20 protein-coding genes and 3 pseudogenes are annotated in these 19,871 nt (G+C 70.9%); 9 read left to right on the forward strand and 14 right to left on the reverse strand.

Features of this window, described 5'->3' with window-relative positions:
- The 7 genes and pseudogenes from HFV08_RS31895 to HFV08_RS26190 form a co-directional block, all read right to left on the reverse strand.
- A pseudogene (locus HFV08_RS31895) lies at positions 1–131 on the reverse strand (cytidine deaminase); the annotation flags it as partial.
- Positions 132–1,157: 1,026 nt separating this feature from the next.
- The gene (gene rlmB, locus HFV08_RS26165) at positions 1,158–2,096 is read right to left on the reverse strand and encodes a 23S rRNA (guanosine(2251)-2'-O)-methyltransferase RlmB (protein ID WP_168542934.1); all 939 of its coding nucleotides are present in this window, start codon (positions 2,094–2,096) and stop codon (positions 1,158–1,160) included.
- 110 nt (positions 2,097–2,206) lie between these two features.
- The gene (cysS, locus tag HFV08_RS26170; RefSeq protein ID WP_168542935.1) at positions 2,207–3,607 is read right to left on the reverse strand and encodes a cysteine--tRNA ligase; all 1,401 of its coding nucleotides are present in this window, start codon (positions 3,605–3,607) and stop codon (positions 2,207–2,209) included.
- A gap of 150 nt (positions 3,608–3,757) precedes the next feature.
- A complete protein-coding gene (locus HFV08_RS26175; protein WP_040252062.1) occupies positions 3,758–4,162 on the reverse strand; it encodes a PPOX class F420-dependent oxidoreductase in 405 nt (134 codons plus the stop codon).
- Positions 4,163–4,430: 268 nt separating this feature from the next.
- Positions 4,431–4,928 carry a 2-C-methyl-D-erythritol 2,4-cyclodiphosphate synthase gene (ispF, locus tag HFV08_RS26180; protein WP_168542936.1) on the reverse strand — a complete coding sequence of 166 codons (498 nt, stop codon included), beginning with the start codon at positions 4,926–4,928 and terminating at the stop codon, positions 4,431–4,433.
- On the reverse strand, positions 4,918–5,709 hold the full coding sequence (gene ispD, locus HFV08_RS26185) for a 2-C-methyl-D-erythritol 4-phosphate cytidylyltransferase (RefSeq protein ID WP_168542937.1): 792 nt from the start codon (positions 5,707–5,709) through the stop codon (positions 4,918–4,920). The genes ispF and ispD overlap by 11 nt, the downstream gene beginning before the upstream one ends.
- A 419-nt stretch (positions 5,710–6,128) precedes the next feature.
- The gene (locus HFV08_RS26190) at positions 6,129–6,611 is read right to left on the reverse strand and encodes a CarD family transcriptional regulator (protein ID WP_003953493.1); all 483 of its coding nucleotides are present in this window, start codon (positions 6,609–6,611) and stop codon (positions 6,129–6,131) included.
- 785 nt (positions 6,612–7,396) lie between these two features.
- Here HFV08_RS26190 and HFV08_RS26195 point away from each other — a divergent pair.
- Entirely contained in the window at positions 7,397–8,113 is a 717-nt protein-coding gene (locus HFV08_RS26195; RefSeq protein ID WP_168542938.1) for a copper chaperone PCu(A)C domain-containing protein, read from the forward strand.
- Between the two features lie 182 nt (positions 8,114–8,295).
- Here HFV08_RS26195 and phoP read toward each other — a convergent pair whose 3' ends face one another.
- A complete protein-coding gene (gene phoP, locus HFV08_RS26200; RefSeq protein ID WP_469472046.1) occupies positions 8,296–8,967 on the reverse strand; it encodes a two-component system response regulator PhoP in 672 nt (223 codons plus the stop codon).
- A gap of 5 nt (positions 8,968–8,972) precedes the next feature.
- Positions 8,973–10,301: a two-component system sensor histidine kinase PhoR gene (phoR, locus tag HFV08_RS26205; protein ID WP_168542939.1), complete on the reverse strand. Its 1,329-nt coding sequence runs from the start codon at positions 10,299–10,301 to the stop codon at positions 8,973–8,975.
- Positions 10,302–10,658: 357 nt separating this feature from the next.
- Between phoR and phoU the strand changes: the two genes are divergently transcribed.
- Entirely contained in the window at positions 10,659–11,336 is a 678-nt protein-coding gene (gene phoU, locus HFV08_RS26210) for a phosphate signaling complex protein PhoU (RefSeq protein WP_168542940.1), read from the forward strand.
- A 157-nt stretch (positions 11,337–11,493) separates the two neighbouring features.
- Here phoU and HFV08_RS26215 read toward each other — a convergent pair whose 3' ends face one another.
- A complete protein-coding gene (locus HFV08_RS26215) occupies positions 11,494–11,661 on the reverse strand; it encodes a hypothetical protein (protein ID WP_168542941.1) in 168 nt (55 codons plus the stop codon).
- A 264-nt stretch (positions 11,662–11,925) separates the two neighbouring features.
- A complete protein-coding gene (locus HFV08_RS26220) occupies positions 11,926–12,201 on the reverse strand; it encodes a DUF1876 domain-containing protein (RefSeq protein ID WP_040257604.1) in 276 nt (91 codons plus the stop codon).
- A 279-nt stretch (positions 12,202–12,480) separates the two neighbouring features.
- Here HFV08_RS26220 and HFV08_RS26225 point away from each other — a divergent pair, with 279 nt between their 5' ends.
- Both HFV08_RS26225 and HFV08_RS26230 read left to right on the forward strand, forming a co-directional pair.
- Complete coding sequence (locus HFV08_RS26225) at positions 12,481–13,671, forward strand: cytochrome P450 (RefSeq protein ID WP_168542942.1); 1,191 nt, start codon at positions 12,481–12,483, stop codon at positions 13,669–13,671.
- Positions 13,668–13,889: a ferredoxin gene (locus HFV08_RS26230; RefSeq protein WP_312885829.1), complete on the forward strand. Its 222-nt coding sequence runs from the start codon at positions 13,668–13,670 to the stop codon at positions 13,887–13,889. Before HFV08_RS26225 ends, HFV08_RS26230 begins: the two co-directional genes overlap by 4 nt.
- Positions 13,890–13,967: 78 nt before the next feature.
- Here HFV08_RS26230 and HFV08_RS26235 read toward each other — a convergent pair whose 3' ends face one another.
- Positions 13,968–14,477 carry a hypothetical protein gene (locus HFV08_RS26235; protein ID WP_168542943.1) on the reverse strand — a complete coding sequence of 170 codons (510 nt, stop codon included), beginning with the start codon at positions 14,475–14,477 and terminating at the stop codon, positions 13,968–13,970.
- Positions 14,478–14,675: 198 nt separating this feature from the next.
- On the opposite strand from HFV08_RS26235, the gene HFV08_RS26240 reads away from it, so the two are divergent.
- Both HFV08_RS26240 and HFV08_RS26245 read left to right on the forward strand, forming a co-directional pair.
- A complete protein-coding gene (locus tag HFV08_RS26240; RefSeq protein WP_168542944.1) occupies positions 14,676–15,248 on the forward strand; it encodes a hypothetical protein in 573 nt (190 codons plus the stop codon).
- 257 nt (positions 15,249–15,505) lie between these two features.
- Positions 15,506–15,784: a hypothetical protein gene (locus HFV08_RS26245; RefSeq protein ID WP_168542945.1), complete on the forward strand. Its 279-nt coding sequence runs from the start codon at positions 15,506–15,508 to the stop codon at positions 15,782–15,784.
- A 40-nt stretch (positions 15,785–15,824) separates the two neighbouring features.
- Here the strand turns inward: HFV08_RS26245 and HFV08_RS26250 are convergent, their stop codons facing one another.
- Positions 15,825–16,295 carry an NUDIX domain-containing protein gene (locus tag HFV08_RS26250; protein WP_168542946.1) on the reverse strand — a complete coding sequence of 157 codons (471 nt, stop codon included), beginning with the start codon at positions 16,293–16,295 and terminating at the stop codon, positions 15,825–15,827.
- A gap of 91 nt (positions 16,296–16,386) precedes the next feature.
- Here HFV08_RS26250 and HFV08_RS26255 point away from each other — a divergent pair.
- Both HFV08_RS26255 and HFV08_RS26260 read left to right on the forward strand, forming a co-directional pair.
- Positions 16,387–16,797: pseudogene (locus tag HFV08_RS26255) on the forward strand (protein kinase family protein); the annotation flags it as partial.
- Between the two features lie 141 nt (positions 16,798–16,938).
- A pseudogene (locus HFV08_RS26260) lies at positions 16,939–17,025 on the forward strand (IS5/IS1182 family transposase); the annotation flags it as partial.
- Between the two features lie 81 nt (positions 17,026–17,106).
- On the opposite strand, the gene HFV08_RS26265 reads toward HFV08_RS26260, so the two are convergent.
- Positions 17,107–17,271, reverse strand: a complete 165-nt coding sequence (locus HFV08_RS26265) for a hypothetical protein (RefSeq protein ID WP_168542947.1) — start codon at positions 17,269–17,271, stop codon at positions 17,107–17,109.
- 203 nt (positions 17,272–17,474) lie between these two features.
- Between HFV08_RS26265 and HFV08_RS26270 the strand changes: the two genes are divergently transcribed.
- On the forward strand, positions 17,475–19,871 hold a 2,397-nt coding region (locus tag HFV08_RS26270), incomplete at its 3' end, for an NACHT domain-containing protein (RefSeq protein WP_210430804.1).

Below are 19,871 nucleotides of genomic sequence, written 5' to 3' on the forward strand. Positions count from 1 at the left end.
AGGAGCTGACGGCAGCGGCCGCACGGCATCAGCACCGCCCCTCGCCCGTCCACGCAGGTGAAGTGGGTCAGCCGCCCGCCGCCGGTCAGCCGCAGCTGGGCGATGAGGCCGCACTCCGCGCATCCCATCCCGCATATGCGGCAGAACAAACCCCTCCCGCTCACCGAAGCCGTCCCGCCCGGTAAGCCCGTCCCGCCCGGCAACTCCCTCCCGGTCACCGCCTCGCACTCCCTGGCCGAAGCTCTCCCGGCCGAGATCGCCAAAGTTCTCCCGATCGAGCTCGCCGAAGTGCCCCCGGTCGAGGGGCAGTCGGGGCGAGCCCACGGCAGGGGTCCGGTCCCCCGCCACCGGGGTCCGGCCGCCCGCCACCGGGGTCCGGTCGGCGCGTTCCGTCTGGCCGTGCCGGGGCAGGACCCTGGTCGCGCCGGGCAGCCCGGGGGTGGGCGGGGTCTCGGGCGTCCGCGTGGTGGTCGCGTTGTTGCGTACGGCCTGGAGCAGTTGCTGGGCGCCCGGTCCGGAGCGGCCCGTCCAGACGAGGGGGCGGCGGCGTCCCGGAGTGCCCGCGGCCGCCTGCGGGGTGACGGCCTTGTAGGCGCTCAACTGGTGCGCGAGACGGGGGGATCTCGTCTTCGGCACGCTGGTGAGCTGTACCCGGAAGCTGGCGTGGTTGACGACGACCTGCGCGGGATCGCAGGGCACTTTGGCCATGCTGAAGGCAGGTGCGTCGTCGAACCCCGAGGAGCGGCCCCCCGTGGAGGAGCGGGCTGTTCTGGTGTCCACACTCATCTAACCGAGTGACGACTGCTTAGGACACTGCCTTGACCGCCGCAAAATGTCCGGGCCCCGTCAAATCGGCCGAATCGGACCTGTCGGCACCATCACCGGCTGCTCGAACAAGCCTTGCACCTACGGGAGTTCGAACCGTCCGCCAGCAAGCCCCCACCCGACCGCCCACCCGCACGCACATCACATACCGCGCACCGCGCACTCCCACCGGCAGGAGCCCCCACCCCCACCCGCAGAAGCCCGCGCCACCGCCCCAACCGGACCGACCACCGCCCGCCCAACGAGGCACCGCCCGCGCGACCAGCCACCGCCCGCCCGACCAGCCACCAGCAGACCCCGAACAGGCTCCGCCACCCCCGGCCAAGCCGCCCTCACCCCCGCCGGCGAGCCGCCTCGTACAGGACGATGCCCGCGGCCACACCGGCGTTGAGGGATTCGGCACCGCCGGGCATGGGGATGCGGACCCGGATGTCGCAGGTCTCGCCGACCAGCCGGGACAGGCCCTTGCCCTCGCTGCCGACCACCAGTACCAGCGGGCCGTCGAGCGCCGCCAGGTCCCCGAGTTCGGCCTCCCCGTCGGCGGCGAGGCCGACCACGGTCAGGCCCGCCTTCTGGTACGCCTCCAGGGCGCGGGTCAGATTGGTGGCGCGGGCCACCGGGGTGCGGGCGGCGGTACCGGCGGAGGTCTTCCAGGCGCCCGCGGTCATCCCGGCGGCGCGGCGTTCCGGTACGACCACGCCGTGGCCGCCGAAGGCGGAGACGGAGCGGACCACGGCGCCGAGGTTGCGCGGGTCGGTGACGCCGTCGAGGGCGACGATCAGGGGGTCCTCGCCCTCGTCGTACGCGGCGGCGGCGAGGTCCTCGGGGTGGGCGTACTCGTAGGGCGGGATCTGGAGGACGAGGCCCTGGTGGTTCAGGTTGTTCGTCATCCGGTCCAGCTCGGGGCGGGGGGCTTCCATCAGGTGGATGCCGCCGCGCTCCCCGGCCAGCTGGAGGGCCTCGCGTACGCGCTCGTCGTTGTCGATGAACTGCTGCACGTACAGCGTGGTGGCGGGGACGCCCTCGCGCAGGGCCTCGACGACGGGGTTGCGGCCGACGACGAGTTCCGAGGCGGACTTGCCGCCGCGGCCCTTCACGGGGCGGCGGGCGGCCTGCTTCGCCTTGGCGCCGGCGAGACGGTTCTTCTTGTGTCCCTTGCGCATCTCGGCGGGCGGCGTCGGGCCCTTGCCTTCGAGGCCGCGGCGTCGCTTGCCACCACTGCCGACCTGCGCGCCCTTCTTGCCGGACATGCGTCGGTTGTTCGCGGCCATGACCTACTGCTCCTGTGCTGCGTCGGCGGGTGGTGCGGAGGGGAGATACGGGGAGGTGCTGGAAGCAGTGTGCCGCCCGGGAGGCCGGGCGGCACCTTGCCTGTGCTGGTTCAGCGGGCGCCCAGCGTCCAGCGGGGTCCGTCGGGCCCGTCCTCGATGATGAGCCCGGACTGGCCGAGCTGGTCGCGGATGGCGTCCGCGGTGGCCCAGTCCTTGCGGGACCGGGCCGCCTCGCGCTGCTGGAGCACCAGGCTGACCAGGGTGTCGACGACCCCGTGCAGGTCCTCGCCGCGGTCGCTCTCGCCCGACCAGCGCGGGTCCATCGGGTCGAGGCCGAGGACCCCGAGCATGGCCCGCACCTCGGCGAGGCGGGCGACCGCGGACTCCTTGTCGTCGGCGGCCAGCGCGCTGTTGCCCTGCCGGACCGTGGTGTGGACGACGGCGAGCGCCTGCGGCACCCCGAGGTCCTCGTCCATGGCCTCGGCGAAGGCGGGCGGTACTTCCTCGGCGGGCTCCACGGCCTTGCCCGCCTTCTCGGTGACGCGCTGGACGAAGCCCTCGATCCGCGCGAAGGCGGACTCGGCCTCGCGCAGGGCCTCCTCGCTGTACTCGATCATCGAGCGGTAGTGCGGGGTGCCGAGGTAGTAGCGCAGCACGATGGGCCGCCAGCGCTTGACCATCTCGGCGACGAGCACCGAGTTGCCGAGCGACTTCGACATCTTCTCGCCCTTGAGGGTGACCCAGGCGTTGTGCAGCCAGTACCGCGCGAACTCGTCGCCGTAGCCCTTGGCCTGGGCGATCTCGTTCTCGTGGTGCGGGAAGATCAGGTCGATGCCGCCGCCGTGGATGTCGAAGGTCTCGCCGAGGTACTTGTGCGCCATGGCCGAGCACTCCAGGTGCCAGCCGGGCCGGCCGCGGCCCCACGGGGTCTCCCAGGAGGGCTCGCCGGGCTTGGCCCTCTTCCACATGGCGAAGTCGCGCGGGTCGCGTTTGCCGGTCTCGCCCGCGCTCTCCGGCTGCTGGAGGTTGTCCAGCTCCTGGTTGGACAGCTCCAGGTAGCCGGGGAAGGACTTCACGTCGAAGTAGACGTTGCCCTCGGACTCGTAGGCGTGCCCGCGCTCGATGAGCCCGCGCATCATCTCGATCATCTCGGGGATGTGCCCGGTGGCGCGCGGTTCGTAGGTCGGCGGCAGGCAGCCGAGGGCGGTGTAGCCGTCGTTGAAGGCGCGCTCGTTCTCGTAGCCGATGGCCCACCAGGGGCGGTGCTGCTCGGCGGACTTGGTGATGATCTTGTCGTCGATGTCGGTGACGTTCCGGACGAAGGTCACCTGGTAGCCGCGGTAGTCGAACCAGCGGCGCAGGATGTCGAAGTTCAGTCCGGAGCGGATGTGCCCGATGTGCGGTGCGGCCTGCACGGTGGCGCCACACAGGTAGATCGAGACGCAACCCGGCACGAGCGGGGTGAAGTCACGGACCTGCCGGGCGCTGGTGTCGTACAGCCGAATAGTCACCCCACCAGGGTAGTGGGCCCGAGGGGGTGCCTTGTGCTCCTTGGGCCCACTGCTCTGAAAGTGCTTCTGGAATTGTGACATCCCCAGGCGATACGGGCGCCGCTCTCCGCCGGGTCAGGACCCTGGGCGGTCTCCTGGGGTACGGAGCGCTCAGATGCGGCCGACGACCTTGCGCGGGGTGACCCGGACGACGACGCGCTCGGCGTCCTCGCCCGAGCGCGGGTTGAAGTCGGCGTAGGACTTGCCGGTGTACTTACGGGACAGCTCGTCGATCAGCTCCTGGCCGCCCTCGGTGGTGATGGTGGCCTGGCCGCGGATCTCGGCGTAGCGGTACGGGTCGTCGGCGGGCTGGACCACGATCGTGACGCGGGGGTCGCGCTGGAGGTTCTTCTCCTTGCGGCGGTCGGCCGTGGTGGAGAACAGCACGTCGTTCCCGTCGCGCTTGACCCAGACCGGGGAGACCTGCGGGCTGCCGTCGGGCTGGATGGTGGCCACGGTGATGAAGACGGGGGTGTCGAGGAGTTCTCGGAGGTCGTTCGACAGTTCGGCGGACATCTCGGCCTTCCTGGTTCCTGTGGCTGGTGGCGTTCCGGTGGCCGGTGACCTGCTGCGGTCACCGGTTGCTCCGGGCGGCTGCCGCGATGGTGGGTGCGTTGTGGGGGTTCCCGGCGTCCCGTTCCGTATGCGCGACTGCCCGGTGCGGGCTCTGTGGGCTCCGATACTGCGGCAACGCACCGGCCCCGGCGGGTATTTCAGGCCCGGGCGGGCGCGTTGGGGTGCGTACGGGGCGCGGGGCGGATCTGGGCGCCCCGCGCCGCGCCGTTCAGCTGCCGGAGGTGCGCACCACCAGGGCGGTCGCCACCGCGGCCAGGCCGTCGCCGCGGCCGGGGAAGCCGAGGCCGTCGGTGGTGGCGCCGGAGACGGAGACGGGGGCGCCCGCCGCCTCGGAGAGCACCCGCTGTGCTTCTTCGCGCCGCTTGCCGATCTTCGGGCGGGGGCCGATCACCTGGACCGCGACATTGCCCACCGTGAACCCGGCCTCCCGCACCAGGCGCGCGGCCTCGGCGAGCAGGGTGCGGCCGGGGGCGCCGGACCACTCGGGGCGCCCGGTGCCGAAGTGCGCCCCGAGGTCGCCGAGGCCGGCCGCGGAGAAGAGCGCGTTGCAGGCGGCGTGCGCGACCACGTCGGCGTCGGAGTGCCCGGCGAGCCCGGGGCCCTCGTCCTCCCAGAGCAGGCCGGCGCACCACAGCTCGCGGCCCTCCTCGAAGGCGTGGATGTCGGTGCCGATGCCGACCTGGGGCAGCGGCAGCTCAGTAGCCACGGTTCGCCTTCCTGCGGGCGAGGACCGCCTCGGCGAGGACGAGGTCCAGGGGGCGGGTCACCTTGAAGGCCTCCTCGTGTCCGGGGACGACCACCACGGGCAGGCCGAGCCGCTCGACCATCCCGGCGTCGTCGGTGGCGCCCTCGCCCTCCGGCGCCAGGCTCTCGTGGGCCCGCAGCAGGGTGTCGCGGTCGAAGCCCTGCGGGGTCTGCACGGCGCGCAGCCGGGAGCGGGCGGGGGTGCCGAGTACGGGTTCGGGCTCGCCGCCGATGCGGGGCTCGACCTCCTTGACGGTGTCGGTGAGCGGCAGCGCCGGGACGACGGCGGGCGCGCCCGCGCGGACCGCCTCGACGACGGCGTCCACGGTGTCGACGGGGACCAGCGGGCGGGCCGCGTCGTGGACCAGGACGATGCCGATGTCCTCGGGCAGCGCGTCGAGGCCGAGCTTCACGGACTCCTGGCGGGTCTCGCCGCCGGGTACGACGAGGAAGTCGGTGCGGTCGCCGCCGTCCAGGGCGTGCGCGTCGAGCAGGGACTTCACCTCGGCGGCGCCCTCGGGCGGGGCCACCACGACGACGAGGCCGACCGCGCGGGAGGCGGCGAGCGCCCGGGCCGCGTGGATGAGCATCGGGGTGCCGTTCAGCGCCCGCAGCGCCTTGGGGGCGCCGGGCCCGAGGCGTACGCCGCGGCCCGCGGCGGGGAGGACGGCGGCGGTGCGGGGCGTCTTCGCGCCCGGTGCTCCGGCCGCGGCGGGCGGGCGGAGCTCGTTCTCGGCAGACATCGCTTCCGTTCAGGTTTGTGTGCTCGGGCGACATGGGTATGGCCTGGGCGTGCCCCCGACCGGCAGGCCGGGAGTGCCGGGTACGACGCCTGGACCGGACCCTTCCGTGACTTCCGGTCGAGTCGGCGGACCGGCCCCGGCACCCGTGGGGCGGGGGTTTCCCCAGCCGCACGAGAACCGGTCGGGTGCTCCGCCGATCTCCCCGTCGTCGTACGGACTGGTCGTCGGCACTGATCGTCAACAGCGGTGATCAGCGTACAAAAATGCCGCAGCGCCCGGCGACAGCTCTCGCGTCATCGGGCACCGCGGCAATCCTGCGGCACTTCCGGCACCTGGCGGTGCGTGTTCTGCTGTGGTGCTCTGCTGCTGTGCTGCGCTGTCCGGGATGTGCGTCCGGCGGACGTGCACCCCCGCGGGCGTCAGGAGGCGAGGACCTCGTCGAGCAGCGCCTCCGCCTTGTCCTCGTTGGTGTTCTCCGCGAGCGCCAGCTCGCTCACCAGGATCTGCCGGGCCTTGGCGAGCATGCGCTTCTCACCGGCGGACAGACCGCGCTCGCGCTCGCGGCGCCACAGGTCACGTACGACTTCCGCGACCTTGATGACATCGCCCGAGGCGAGTTTCTCGAGATTTGCCTTGTAGCGACGGGACCAGTTCGTGGGCTCTTCGGCATACGGTGCGCGCAGCACCTCGAAGACCCGGTCCAGTCCGTCCTGACCGACCACATCACGTACGCCGACGAACTCCGCATTGTCCGCTGGCACACGTACCGTCAGATCGCCCTGGGCGACCTTCAGCACCAAGTAGGTCTTGTCCACGCCTTTGATCTGGCGAGTTTCGATAGCCTCGATCAGCGCGGCCCCGTGATGGGGATAGACCACGGTGTCGCCAACCTTGAACGTCATGTGACAGGTACCCCTTCCGTGGCTATCAAGAGTAACACGTCATCGGCGTGTTCTGAATGGCGTTTTCGCAGGTCAGAGCGCATCTCGGGGCTTGACAACAGCAACCGTGACGTGCTGCGGAGGCCTCCCCCGGCGGGGTATCCGCAGGTGGGAGCGGCTGCACCCGTGAGCCGAAACGCGCCCGTTACACCTCGCAAAACTTCTGATCAACCGGCAGAACGTCCCTTTATGTCGCATTCGTTCCGACCAACTGGCCGTACTCCGTTCGGTGACCGGAGACACGTTCGAAGAACATCGCGCGGGCAACGGAGAAGCGAGTCGGGAACACCGGACGCGGTGCGAGAAGAAGATCATGACAACATCTCGCCGATGGCCACCGGATTCCCTCGTTCGGCCAATACCTGAATTCGATCAGCGGGCCACCCGCGCACCTCGCTGATCGATTTCCGCCACGGCCACGCATTCCTTACCGGAAAGGCGCAGGACACTCACGCCGCCCGCCCGCGGCGGCCAATGCGCCGGGCGAATACCCCGGCGGACGGCGAATCCGCGCCCCTGGCGCCGCCCCTGCCGCCGATGCCGGCCGCGCACCAGGCCGCGCGCCGCGGGCGGGGTGCGGGACGGCCGGGGACGGGCCGCAGAGGCGGGTCGGGTGCGGCACGCGCGGGACGGGTCGGTAACCTGAGCGCGCTGCTGTACCCCGGGGCGGCCGCGAGGCCCGCCGGAACCCTGACCACAACCGTCCGGACTCGCCCGTCCGCACCGCAAGAGGAGTTGCCGCCGTCGTGAGCCTCCAGCCCAGCCTTCGGCGCGGCGCACTCGCCGCCACCGCGCTCGCCTTCTGCGTGGGCGCGCTCGGCGCCTGCGCCGCCGGCAACAACGCCCAGACGCTGGAAATCAAGCCGGACAACGCGCGCGCCCAGGTCGGCGACATCAAGGTGCAGAACGCCCTGGTCATCGCGCAGCCCGAGCGGGAGAGCAAGGGCCCGGCCGTGATCGCGGCCAAGCTCTTCAACAACGGCGACCGCGACCAGGTCCTCGAGTCCGTCTCCGCCGGTGGCGAGCGCGCCGAGCTGAAGCCCGCCAAGGGCGAGAAGACGGCCGGCAAGCTGGTCGTCCCCGCGCACGGCGCGCTGATCCTCGGCGGCAGGGACAACGCCTCGGTCTCGCTGCGGACGCTGCCCGAGAGCATCCAGCTCGGCGACGCCTCCCCGGTGACCTTCACCTTCAGCCGGACCGGCGACGTCAAGCTGGACAGCTTCGTGGTCCCCGCCGAGGGCGAGTTCACCAAGTGGGGCCCGGACAAGGTCCCCAGCCAGCCGACGAAGCCCCCGGCCGAGTCCGGCAAGCCCTCCGGCAGCGCCTCCCCCTCCGCCGACCCGCAGGCGAGCGCCTCCGCGACCGGCTCCCCGTCCCCGGACGAGAGCCAGGGCGCCGAGGGCCAGGGCGGCAGCGGGATCGCCCCCGGCGAGCACGACCCGGCCGGCGACACGGGCCACTGAGCATCCGGCGGCACTGAAGCGGCACGGAGGGCGGGGCCCCGCGGGGTCCCGCCCTCCGTACTCTCTGCGTAATCCTCTTACGTGTTCTTTGCGCTGTGCCGTGCTGGTCCCGAAGGCCACGCTGCCGCCGCCCCGCCGCTGCACCGCGGCCCCCGTACCGGCTGGGCGCCCGTACCGGCTCTCTACGGCTCGAACTTGTACCCGAGGCCGCGCACCGTGACCAGGTAGCGCGGGGCGCCCGGGTCCGGTTCGATCTTCGCGCGCAGGCGCTTCACATGGACGTCGAGGGTCTTGGTGTCCCCGACGTAGTCGGCGCCCCAGACCCGGTCGATGAGCTGCATACGGGTCAGTACGCGGCCCGCGTTGCGCAGCAGCATCTCCAGGAGGTCGAACTCCTTGAGCGGCAGGTCGACCTTGGACCCGGCGACCGTGACCACGTGCCGGTCGACGTCCATCCGGACCGGACCGGCCTCCAGGGCGGCCGGGGTGACCTCCTCCGGCTCGCCGCGGCGGCGCAGCACCGCGCGGATCCGGGCGACCAGTTCGCGGGAGGAGAAGGGCTTGGTGACGTAGTCGTCGGCTCCTATTTCGAGGCCGACCACCTTGTCGATCTCGCTGTCCTTGGCGGTCACCATGATCACCGGGACGTTGGAGCGGCCGCGCAGCTGACGGCAGACCTCGGTGCCGGGCAGCCCGGGCAGCATCAGGTCGAGCAGGACGAGGTCGGCGCCGTTGCGCTCGAACTCGTCGAGGCCGTCGGGCCCGGTGGTCGCGATGGCGACCTCGAAGCCCTCCTTGCGGAGCATGTAGGACAGGGCGTCGCTGAAGGATTCCTCATCCTCGACGACGAGCACTCGGGTCACGGAAGGACCTCCGGGGCAGGAAGCGGTTCGTACGGGGAAGAGAGGCTGTTCTCGGCGCTCTCGGTGGGGCCTGGGGTGCCGGAGCCCCCGGAGCCGGAGGCGGTGGCCCCGGACCCGGTCTCCCGGCTGCGGTCGCGGGCGGCTCCCGCCACCGGCAGCCGCAGGGTGAAGGTGGAGCCCTGTCCTTCGGAGCTCCACACGGTGACCTCCCCGCCGTGCGAGGCGGCCACGTGCTTGACGATGGCGAGTCCGAGCCCGGTGCCGCCGGTGGCGCGGGAGCGGGCCGGGTCGACGCGGTAGAAGCGCTCGAAGATGCGCTCCTTGTCCCGCTCGGAGATGCCGATGCCCTGGTCGGTGACGGCGATCTCGATGTGTGCGCCGCCGCTCACCGCGACCGTACGGGCGGCGATGCCGACCCGGGTGCGGGCCGGGCTGTAGTTGACGGCGTTCTCGACCAGGTTGCCGAGGGCGGCGGCGAGCTGCCCGCGGTTGCCCCAGACGTGCAGGTCGGAGCCGGTCCCGCGGTCCTCGCCGAAGGCTTCGGGCCCGCCGACCGAGGCGGCCATGGTGATGTGCTTGGTGCCCGCCTGGTGGCGGCAGCGGTCCATGGCCTCGCTGACGAGTTCGTCCACCCGGACCGGCTCGGCGTCCTCCAGGGGGTCGTCGTTCTGGACCCGGGAGAGGTCGATCAGCTCCTGCACCAGGCTGGTGAGCCGGGTCGCCTCGATCTGCATCCGGCCCGCGAAGCGCTCCACGGCCTCGGGGTCGTCGGAGGCGTCCATCACGGCCTCGGAGAGCAGCGAGAGCGCGCCGACCGGGGTCTTGAGCTCGTGGCTGACATTGGCGACGAAGTCGCGCCGTACCGCTTCGATGCGCCGGGCCTCGGTGAGGTCCTCGACCAGGAGCAGCACCAGGCGGGAGCCGAGCGGGGCGACCCGGGCGGAGACCGCGAGCGCCTCGCCGCGGCCGGTGCCCCGGCGCGGCAGGTCGAGCTCCACCTGCCGTATCTCGCCGTCCCGCCGGGTGTCCCTGGCCATCTGCAGCATCGGCTCGACGGCGAGCTTCCCGCCGCGCACCAGGCCGAGGGCGTACGCCGCCGAGCTGGCCTTGACCACGCTGTCGGCCTCGTCGAGGACGACCGCGGAGGAGCGCAGCACGGAGAGCACCGTGTCCACGCCGGGGGGCAGTACGGGGTCGGTGTGCAGGGAGGTCCTGGTGGGGCGTTTCTGGTCGCGCTCGCTCCAGCGGAACGCCAGCATGGCGATCACACCGGTGCACACCCCGGCGATCGCTGCCGCTGCGGCGACCGCCGCGTTCACGTCCATGTCCTCAGGTTATGCGGGGCATACCCCCGGGCCACAGTGGTCCGAGGGTCAGCTCCGCCACTCGTCGCCCAGAGTTCACCGAGGGGACCGCGCTGGTTCATTTCGGCCATTCGGGGCGGATGGCCGTGATCGCCGGATACGCAGCGGTTTCCGGGGCTCCGTGCCCGCCGCCGCGTACGGTGTGGGAGGGGCGCCCGCATCCCCGCGCACGCGCGCCGTCGCCCAGAGTTCACCGGGTGAGCAGTCCGCGTTCACCTGGGGTGCCGGAAACGGATGCGTACGGACCGGATCGTCGGAGCGTGGGCTCCCGATGCCCTCAGATTCCGGAGCCCGGTCGAAAACCGAGAGAGGGACAGCATGCGCGACGCGTACCACGAGGAACTTGACTCGATCGGTGATGACCTGGTCGAGATGACCCGGCTCGTCGGCTCGGCGATCGGGCGCGCCACGACGGCGATCCTCGACGCCGACCTGAAGCTGGCGGAGAGCGTCATCGCCGCCGACCAGAAGGTCGACAACCTCCAGCACGACCTGGAGGCGCGCGCCATCACCCTGCTCGCCCGCCAGCAGCCGGTCGCCACCGATCTGCGGATAGTGGTCACCTCGCTGCGGATGAGCGCCGACCTGGAGCGCTCCGGCGACCTGGCCCAGCACGTGGCGAAGCTGGCCCGGCTGCGCTTCCCGGAGCGCGCGGTCCCGCAGGACCTGCACGCCACCATCCTGGAGATGGGCCAGCTCGCCCAGCGGCTGATGGCGAAGGCCGCCGAGGTGATCATCACCAAGGACGTCGACCTCGCCCTGCAACTGGAGCAGGACGACGACGAGATGGACACCCTGCACCGCGCGCTCTTCCAGCACCTGATGGACGACCGCTGGAAGCACGGCATCGAGACCGCCGTCGACGTCACCCTGCTCGGCCGCTACTACGAGCGCTTCGCCGACCACGCGGTCTCGGTCGCCAAGCGCGTCGTCTACCTGGTCACCGGCGAGCACGCGGACGAGATCCAGCCCGCGGGCCAGGTCGAGGGCGCCTGAGCGCGGGCAGCCGCGGAGGGCTCCACCGCGCCTGCCACCCCTGACGGCGCTCCTGGAGTACGGCCCGCCGCCGCATCCGGCGACGGGCCCGCTCCCGGGGCGCCGTCGCCGTACGTGCCCGCGGTTCGCCGCTCGCGGGCGGGTCAGCCGGAGCAGGTCAGCCGGAGCAGCCCCCGCACTGGCAGGGCCCGCCCGACTGGCAGCCGCAACCGCAGCCGGAGCCGCAGCCGCAGGCGCCGAGCAGGACCGGTATCGGGCGGACCACCGGCGCGGCGGCGGACTCGTCGGTGTTCCCGTGGTTCTCGGGCAGGCGCGGCTCGGCCATGAAACGTCCCCTCCTCGAAGGCGAACTCCTGTCCCCATTCCACGCCCACCAGGGCGGGCGCATCAACGGCGCATCCGGACAAAGGGATTCGCGCTTCGGGGTGCGGAGGTGCGCAGGGGCTTGCGCGCCACCAAGCGCGCCCCGGCCCTCGCCCGGGCTTACCCGCCCCTTACCTACGCAACTGACTGCCCACCTAGCACCTGCTCGCCTGCTCGCTTGCTCGCTTGCTGCTCGCCGGTACCTGCCGGCCGCGTACCCGCCCGCCTACCTGAGCGGATGCGAGGTCCGCCCGGAGGCCTCGTCGATCTCGTCGTGTGCCTTGGTCAGCAGCTTCATCGCCAGTTCGTTGAGCGCTCTGGCACCCGCGATCTCCTCGCCCACCCTCGACTGGTTCTCGTCGGAGGGATGCCTGCTCGCGTACCCGTGCGCCCGGCACTCCTTGCCGTCCGGGAGCCGCACCAGGGCCGCCGCCCGCGTCCGGTGGTTGTCCTCCTCGAATTCGAGCTCCACATGCCAGCCCACAGCGGTCTTCATGGTCATGCCGCTCACCTCCAGAGCCACTCCTTCCAGCGTGCACCCGGCGGCGCGGCGACACCAAGGCGAGACCGCCCGCACCGGCACCCGCGCTTAAGCGAGGCACAGCCGGGCCGGTCCAGCCTGGGTAGGAGAGCAGAGAGCCCCGCCCGCAGTCCGCCGTACCGCCGACTCGCCCGCACCTTCCGGCCCGTCCTCGTCTTCGTCCCCGTCCGTGCTCCCTCTTCGTCTCCAATCCCTTTCACTCCCTTTCACTCCCTCTTCGTCTTCGTCGTGAGGCCGCCCATGACCGAGCCCGTCGCCTTCCCCCAGGACCGCACGTGTCCGTACCACCCGCCCGCCGCCTACGACCCGCTGCGCGGGGGTCCGCCGCTGAAACGCGTGACCTTCTTCGACGGCCGCCCGGTCTGGGCGGTCACCGGTCACGCCACGGCCCGGGAGCTGCTCGGCGACCCCCGGCTCTCCAGCGACAGCCAGAACCCGGCGTGGCCGGTGCCCTCGGCGCGCTACGTCGGCCTGCTGAACCGGCGCACCCCGCTGCTCCAGGTCGACGATCCCGAACACCGGCGCCAGCGCCGTCTGTTGATCCCGAGCTTCACCCTCAAGCGCGTCCAGTCCCTGCGCCCGGGGATCGAGGAGACCGCCGACGGGCTGCTCGACTCCTTACTCAGCCGGGGCAACGAGGCGGAACTCGTGGGCGAGTTCGCGCTGCCGATGCCCTCCAAGGTGATCTGCCGGCTGCTCGGCGTGCCCTTCGCGGACCACGACTTCTTCGAGGAGCAGGCCCGACGGCTGCTGCGCGGCCCCGAGTTGTCCGATGTGGAGGACGCGCGGGACCGGCTGGAGGGGTATCTGCGGCGGATCATCGAGGAGAAGCAGGTCCGCCCCGGCGAGGGACTGCTCGACGAGATCATCCGCGAACAGGCGGACGTGGAAGGCGAGTTCGACCCTCAGGAGCTCGCCGAACTGGCCTTCATCCTGCTCATCGGCGGCCATGAGACCACCGCCAACATGATCTCGCTGAGTGTCTTCACTCTGCTCCAACACCCCGAGCGGCTGGCCGAGTTGCGCGCGGACCGCGCCCTGCTGCCCACCGCCGTCGAGGAGTTGATGCGCCACCTCTCCATCGTCGAGGGGATGCTGCGGGTCGCCACCGAGGACATCGAGGTCGCCGGGGAGACCATCCGCAAGGACGAAGGCGTCGTCTTCTCCCTCTCCCTCGTCAACCGCGACGAGAGCGTCTACTCCCACCCCGACGTACTCGACTGGCAGCGCCCGGCCCGCCACCACATCGGCTTCGGCTACGGAATCCACCAGTGCCTCGGCCAGAACCTCGCCCGCGCGGAGCTGGAGATCGCCCTCGACCGCCTGCTCACCCGGCTCCCCGGACTGCGCCTCGCCGCCCCCGCCGAGGAGATCCCCCACAAGCCCGGCGACACCATCCAGGGCATCGTCCAACTCCCGGTGACCTGGTGAGCGCGGCGCCCCGGCCGCCCCGGTTCCAGGTGGAAGTCGACGCCGACCGCTGCGTGGGCGCGGGCCAATGCGCCTTCATCGCACCGGAGTTCTTCACCCAGGACGACGAGGGCACCAGCGAGGTCCTGCCCGGCCGCGAGGAGACCGAGGACGACCCCCTGCTGCACGAGGCCGCCGACGCCTGCCCGGTCCGGGCCATCACGATCCGGGAGAAGTGAGCGGGCTCGCACGGCTGTCGGCGGAGAGCGGGCCCGCGCGGGTCTCGGCGCTGAGCGAGCCCGCGGGGGTCCCCCGCCTCAGGCGTCCCGGATGACCAGCTTGAACTCGGCGAGCAGCAGCTTCTGCGACCGGCCCGAACGCTGCGCCACCCGCAGCCCGAGCGGAGTCCCGGCCTTCACGAAGATGCCGTGGGTCTTGGTGAAGTAGTTGCGGCCGGGCGACGGTACGCGGTGGTCGGTCGCCGTGGTGTCCTCGCCCGCGTCGGTGAACCCCAGCGGATCGCGCACGAACTGATCGCGCAGCTCCGAGTAGTTCCCGCTCTCCCACTGCACCATGGCGTACAGCTCGCCCCAGCCGGACCGCGCCGGCCAGATGAGCCCGGCCCGGTCCTCCCGGGTCCAGTCCTTCACCGTGTGCCCGTCCGGCTGCGCCACCTGGTGCATCCCGTGCTCGTCGCTCGACTCCGCGGTCCCGAAGGGGAACCGTACGAGGTGGTACTTGCCGTCGTCCGGGATCGTCCGCACCGCCGAAACCTTCAGCGAACACACCAGAACCGGCCCGGTGGCTGCCTCCTCACCGCTCACCATCACCCTTCCCCTTCCCTCGCGTACGTGAGCGCCCCGCATGCCCAATCCGCCTACGGGACACGTGTGTTCATGGTTCCCCGTACGCCCCGGCCTCACCCGGAGGGGAACCGTTCCCCCGGTTTCCGCGTGAACACAGAGTGTGGTGGCGACCGACTCGGTGTGCGGTCGGCCGACGGTGGGACGACCGGAGGAGACCCGATGAGAGCGCGCACGACGGTGAGTCTGGCGGCGACGGCCTGCGCGGCACTGGTGCTGTGCGCCTGCGGCCCCGGCGACGACAAGGGCGACGCGGACACGAAGTCCTCGGCCTCCGCGTCGGCATCGGCATCGGCATCGGCGGACCCCTCGGCGCCGTCGTCCCCTCCCCCTGCGGACCGGCCCGAGAAGCCCTCGGCCACCCCGACCGGTGACCGGCCCGCGCCCAAGACCAAGGCGGGCGCGATCAAACGGTACGAGCAGTACCTCCACGCCCTCGGCAGCGAGGACATCGACACGGTCTGCGACGTGGCGGGCCCCGCGGTGAAGAAGGCCCAGAACGAGGGCCTCGGCTCCTGCTCCTCGTCGTACACCGCCGCCTTCAAGATGGTCTCCCCGGCCCAGAAGTCCGCCCTGCGCACGGCGACGGTGGACCCGGGGCGCGTCGTCGTCCGCACCCCGGCGAAGGTCGAGATGCCGACCGCGGCGGTGAAGTCCTCGGCCACGTTCTCGGAGAGCGACTTGGGGAGTTACACGCTGGAGTACCTCAAGGACGAGTGGTACATCACCGATTGAGAACCCTTCCGAAGAAGAGCGGCCCCGCACGGCCGAGGGAAGACATCGGCCTTGCCCTCAGAGCCGAAACCCTCTCGCGCGGGAAGCCGCAGCGGAACGGCCAGTAGATCCAGACCTGCCGAATGCCGGATTCTTCCGGTATACATCGGGGTACCGCGCAGTTCGTCCGCGCTTCGCACGCTGCCGGGGACATGCCGGTGGCACAGCCGGACCGACTGCTAGACCGGGCGCCCGGGCGTCCGTACAGGGGGACTCACATGCGTACGCGCGCTGCCGCGGCCTCGGCCGCTCTGATCCTGTCCACCGTGCTGGGCGCGACGGCCTGCTCGTCCTCCTCCGACAGCGCCCCGTCGTCCACCAACCCGACCTCGGCCGAGAAAAAGAGCCACGACAGCCCGGCCGCGTCCGAACCATCGGCCGACCCCGCGAAGTGCGCGACCACCCTCGCCAAGATGCCCAAGGGCTGCGAGGCCGACGCGGACTTCGCGAAAACCGAGGAGGCGGTACCGGCTACGGGGGCGCCCTCGCGCAAGTAGAGCCGGGAGACGAACTGCCCTGTCCCCGTGATCCGCAAGGTCAGCCGAGGTACGGGCGCGCTCGGTGCTCCAGGAAGTGCCGGATCCTGAGTTGCTGGGTGTGGTGCATCGGCAGCTGCTCGATCTCCTCAGGGCCGACGAACCGCAGTTCCGTGGACTCGTCCGAGAGGGCGAGCCGGCCACCGACCACACGGGCGGTGAAGCAGACGTTGAACTGTCGGCGCACCTCACCGTCCGAGTAGGCAATGATGTGGCGGGGGTCGGTGTACGTGCCCACGAGTCCGGTGATCTCCACGTCCAAGCCGGTTTCCTCCTTCACCTCCCGGATGGCTGTGCCGGGGAGCGAGTCGGACATCTCCAGGCCGCCGCCGGGGAGGGCCCAGAGGTCGTTGTCCCGTCGGCGCTGGAGGAGGATGCGGCTCTCGTCGTCGGTGACCACCGCGGACGCGGCAACCACCAAGCTGTTCGGCTCAGGTGCCGCAGGATCGTCGTAGTACTCGGTCCGTGCCACGGTCACGCTTCCCTTACTGATGTCGCGGTGTCCCACACAGCGTCGAAGCTGCTGGCGTAGGTGTCGAACAGGCCGCCCGGTCCGCTGCGGCGTGCAGCCCGCCCACTTCATCATCGGGCCAGAGCGTGCGCACCTCATCGACCTGGCCCTGGCACGGGGTGGGCACATCCCCACGTCGTACGACTTCCCGTTCCGCGGCTGTCTCGTCCACTACGAAGCGCCGGAGGTCGCGCGCAGTGTGCTCGCGACCGGAGAGGCTGAGGCGACGCAGGAAGCGGACGTGTATGCGCTCGGCGCGTCTCTGCTCATCTCCGCCACGGGGTGGCGGGCCGTCGAGTACCCGGACGACGCACCCCGTCCTGAGCAGAGACGAGCCGTTGCGAGTGGCAGACGCCGACCCGTGAGGGTGCGTGGAGAGCTGGGCGAACTGATCGACGCCATGCTCAGCTCGGCGCCCGAGGACAGGCCGACGATCCACGAGGTCGGCAAAGCCCTCGGCTGAGCCGTGGACCCACACAGTCGTCACTCGGTCAGGCCGACGGCCCGGAGACGACCCAGGCCCATCGGACAAGCCCCCGCCCCGCGAAGAACTCGCAGGCCGGGGGCTTATCGGTGGTGTGAGAACTTGAGGGAAGACTTGACACTCCTGCGCAAGCTCCGGTGCAGCACCACCCGCATCACCAGCTTCGTCCAGGCCGTCCTCACCCTCCACCTCACCTGCTCAAGCTGAGATTGGAAAAGGACTCACTGCCAGCCCAACAGCGAGTGCGGGCCCATGGGCCTGAGACGAAGACAGCCATGACCGAAGCCGTCATCGGCGTCCGCGAAGCTCTCGCACGAGTTCCGCGATGGCGTGCAGGATGCCGGCGCGATCCTGCGGAGCGGTGTCCTTCAGCGCCATGCCGGTGATGATCACGGTGGTGATCGCGAAGATCACAAGCCCGGCCAGTAGCACCGCTGCCCCCCAGATGTCCATGTGTGCGTCCCTCCGTCAATCGGCCTTGCCCACCCCGGACGAGGCGGCTACGAGTACTTTCGCCAGGCCCCAGCCGCTCGGCCTTGGACGCCGGATCGCCGGATTTCCGTCCGCAAGTACGCGGGTCACGGGGCTGTGCGATCCTGGGCAGCCGGATCGCGCCGGATCGGACCAGCACCCGATCGGGAGAAGGAGAAGCGAGCGTGACGCAGGAGCCCGTGGGTCGGCACGTGCTGGCGGAGCAGCTTGGGCTGCTCCAAGGCGAACTGCGTAAGGAGGGGAAGACGCAGAAGGCCGCGGTCGAAGAGGCCAACAGGCGTCTGCGGGCAGCCGCCGGCCGCCCTCAGGACGTGCCGTGGCCACGCAGGGAAGGCGGCGTCGACTTGTCTGTCACGACGGTCAACGACTGGTTTCCCAAGCAGAGAGGGGCGAAAGAGCCCAGCGTTCCTCAGGACTTCGAGGACCTGTGGTCGGTGGTCGCTGTGATGCTGAAATGGACGGGCCAGCTTCGCGACAAGCCATCCGAGATCAGATGCCGCCGCTCCTGGAGCAAGCTGTACAAGGATGCGCAGCAGCTGACAGGCCTGGACGAGGAGGTGCGCGGCTACCTTGAAGCAGCGCAGAAGGTCGCCGAGCAGCACCCGTATCCAGGCGTTCCCGGCCAGGCGGGCCCGCCTTCGCTGGCTGCGGTCTACGTTCGCCAGCGCAGCCGCCCTGCGGATCAGGGCGGGCGCACCACGCCGCGCGACGGCTCTCCCGCCGGATCTGGCGGGGAGAGCGGTTCCGCTCCCGTCGAGCCCGCAGAAGCCGTCTTCCGCAAGCCCGATCGACTGTGCGTGCTGATCGCGGGCCCGGGAGTCGGCAAGTCCACCCTGCTGCGCACGCGGTTACGCGACGTGGCCAGTGAATGGCTCCACAGCACGCCGACCATCGGAAAACCCTCTGCGGCCGTTCCGGTCTGGGTCAGCGCGCGCGCCCTGGCTGGGGAGGAGACGCAGGTACCCGAGGCGCTCGCCGCCGCCACCCGACAGCTCTCCCGATACGGGCGGCACCCCGAATTGCCCAAAGCCCGCTTCCTTGAACGGCCGTGTGCCGGGGCGCACTGGCAGGTACTCGTCGACGGCCTCGACGAGCTCCCCGACGCCGACGAACGCCGCGCCGTTCTGCAGAAGCTGGCCAACGCCGTCACGCAAGATCCACCGCTGTACCGGTGCGTCGTGGCCACCCGCCCCCTGACCCAGAACGAACTCGACGTCCTCGACCGTGCTACCCCGCACTACGAACTGCAGCCCTTCACCACCGACGACCTGCGCGCCTACGTCGAAAAGTACTTCAGCACCCGATGGCCCCAGGAGGAGGCCACCCGCCGTGCCCAGCAGTTCACCGGCACGCTCCGCGACACGTCCCTGACCGAGCTGACCCGCACCCCCCTGATGGCGTTCATGCTCTGCCAGCTCTACCTCGACCAGCCCGAACGCCCACTGCCCGACGGCCGCAGCGCGGTGTACGAGGCATTCACCAACCTGCTCTACGAGAACAACCAGAGCAAACGCGTCGCGAACAGCCACGAAGAAGCGATCCAACGCCTCGTGGAAAGCCTGCAAAGCCCCCGCGCACGCAAAGAGACCGAGGTCGCCGCACAACAGGTCCTCGAACGGTTACCCGAACTGATCAGCTACCTGGCTCACCAACGAGTCGCGGGACATCAGACCCCGGTAACCGAGGTACTGGCCTCACACGAGGCCGTCCACCGCCCCGCCAAGGTCCGTCCGGAGCGCTGGCGAGCGTACGTGGAAGACCTTCTGCGCCACACCGGCCTGCTGACCCACCAGGCGGACGGCCTCGACTTCCCTCACCAGACCTTCGTCGAATACCACGCAGCCCAACACGCCACCCGCAACGAACAAGCGCGCGCCGAACTCCTCGACGAGCTGTTCCCCCTTGGACGAGCGCCTCAGGTCCCAGAGACCGAACCGTCATACCTGGGCTTCCTCCTCGACGCCCTCCTCGCAGGCCCCGACAGCGTAGCGACTGAAACCACCAACAGAATCGAAGCCCTGACTCGGCAGGGCGGGAGCCCCGCCTGCCTCTTCCTGGTAAGGCAGGTGGCCTTGAGGACCAACCTCCCTACCGTGCCTACCGCGAAACAACTCATTCGCTTTGCCCAATCCAAAGCCGTACGCGGCTCCAACCGAGTGCAGGCAGCTGAGGCACTGGCTGGGGTGGAGGGGTACCGGGAGGCAGGTGCCGATCGCCTGATCGCCCTCGCCAACGACACCACCCTCGACAGCTCCGACCGCAGGCGGGCAGCTGAGGGACTGGCCGGGGTGGAGGGGTACCGGGACGCAGGTGCCGATCGCCTGATCGCCCTCGCCAACGACACCACCCTCGACGGCTTCGACCGCAGGTGGGCAGCTGAGGGACTGGCTGAGGTGGAGGGGTACCGGGAGGCAGGTGCCGATCGCCTGATCGCCCTCGCCGACGACACCACCCTCGACGGCTTCATCCGCGCGCAGGCAGCTCGGGGACTGGCCGGGGTGGAGGGGTACCGGGACGCAGGTGCCGATCGCCTGATCGCCCTCGCCGACGACACCACCCTC

This window comes from Streptomyces physcomitrii (assembly GCF_012273655.1).
Lineage (GTDB): Bacteria > Actinomycetota > Actinomycetes > Streptomycetales > Streptomycetaceae > Streptomyces > Streptomyces physcomitrii.

What these genes read in the sequence shown, in the direction of transcription:
- phoU (WP_168542940.1), top strand. Translation starts at nt 10,659, where the DNA reads ATGCGCGACGCGTACCACGAGGAACTTGACTCGATCGGTGATGACCTG.
- HFV08_RS26225 (WP_168542942.1), top strand. Translation starts at nt 12,481, where the DNA reads ATGACCGAGCCCGTCGCCTTCCCCCAGGACCGCACGTGTCCGTACCAC.
- rlmB (WP_168542934.1), bottom strand. Translation starts at nt 2,096, where the DNA reads ATGGCCGCGAACAACCGACGCATGTCCGGCAAGAAGGGCGCGCAGGTC.
- HFV08_RS26235 (WP_168542943.1), bottom strand. Translation starts at nt 14,477, where the DNA reads ATGGTGAGCGGTGAGGAGGCAGCCACCGGGCCGGTTCTGGTGTGTTCG.
- HFV08_RS26265 (WP_168542947.1), bottom strand. Translation starts at nt 17,271, where the DNA reads ATGGACATCTGGGGGGCAGCGGTGCTACTGGCCGGGCTTGTGATCTTC.
- phoR (WP_168542939.1), bottom strand. Translation starts at nt 10,301, where the DNA reads ATGGACGTGAACGCGGCGGTCGCCGCAGCGGCAGCGATCGCCGGGGTG.
- HFV08_RS26245 (WP_168542945.1), top strand. Translation starts at nt 15,506, where the DNA reads ATGCGTACGCGCGCTGCCGCGGCCTCGGCCGCTCTGATCCTGTCCACC.
- ispD (WP_168542937.1), bottom strand. Translation starts at nt 5,709, where the DNA reads ATGTCTGCCGAGAACGAGCTCCGCCCGCCCGCCGCGGCCGGAGCACCG.
- HFV08_RS26215 (WP_168542941.1), bottom strand. Translation starts at nt 11,661, where the DNA reads ATGGCCGAGCCGCGCCTGCCCGAGAACCACGGGAACACCGACGAGTCC.
- HFV08_RS26220 (WP_040257604.1), bottom strand. Translation starts at nt 12,201, where the DNA reads ATGACCATGAAGACCGCTGTGGGCTGGCATGTGGAGCTCGAATTCGAG.
- HFV08_RS26175 (WP_040252062.1), bottom strand. Translation starts at nt 4,162, where the DNA reads ATGTCCGCCGAACTGTCGAACGACCTCCGAGAACTCCTCGACACCCCC.
- HFV08_RS26190 (WP_003953493.1), bottom strand. Translation starts at nt 6,611, where the DNA reads ATGACGTTCAAGGTTGGCGACACCGTGGTCTATCCCCATCACGGGGCC.
- HFV08_RS26240 (WP_168542944.1), top strand. Translation starts at nt 14,676, where the DNA reads ATGAGAGCGCGCACGACGGTGAGTCTGGCGGCGACGGCCTGCGCGGCA.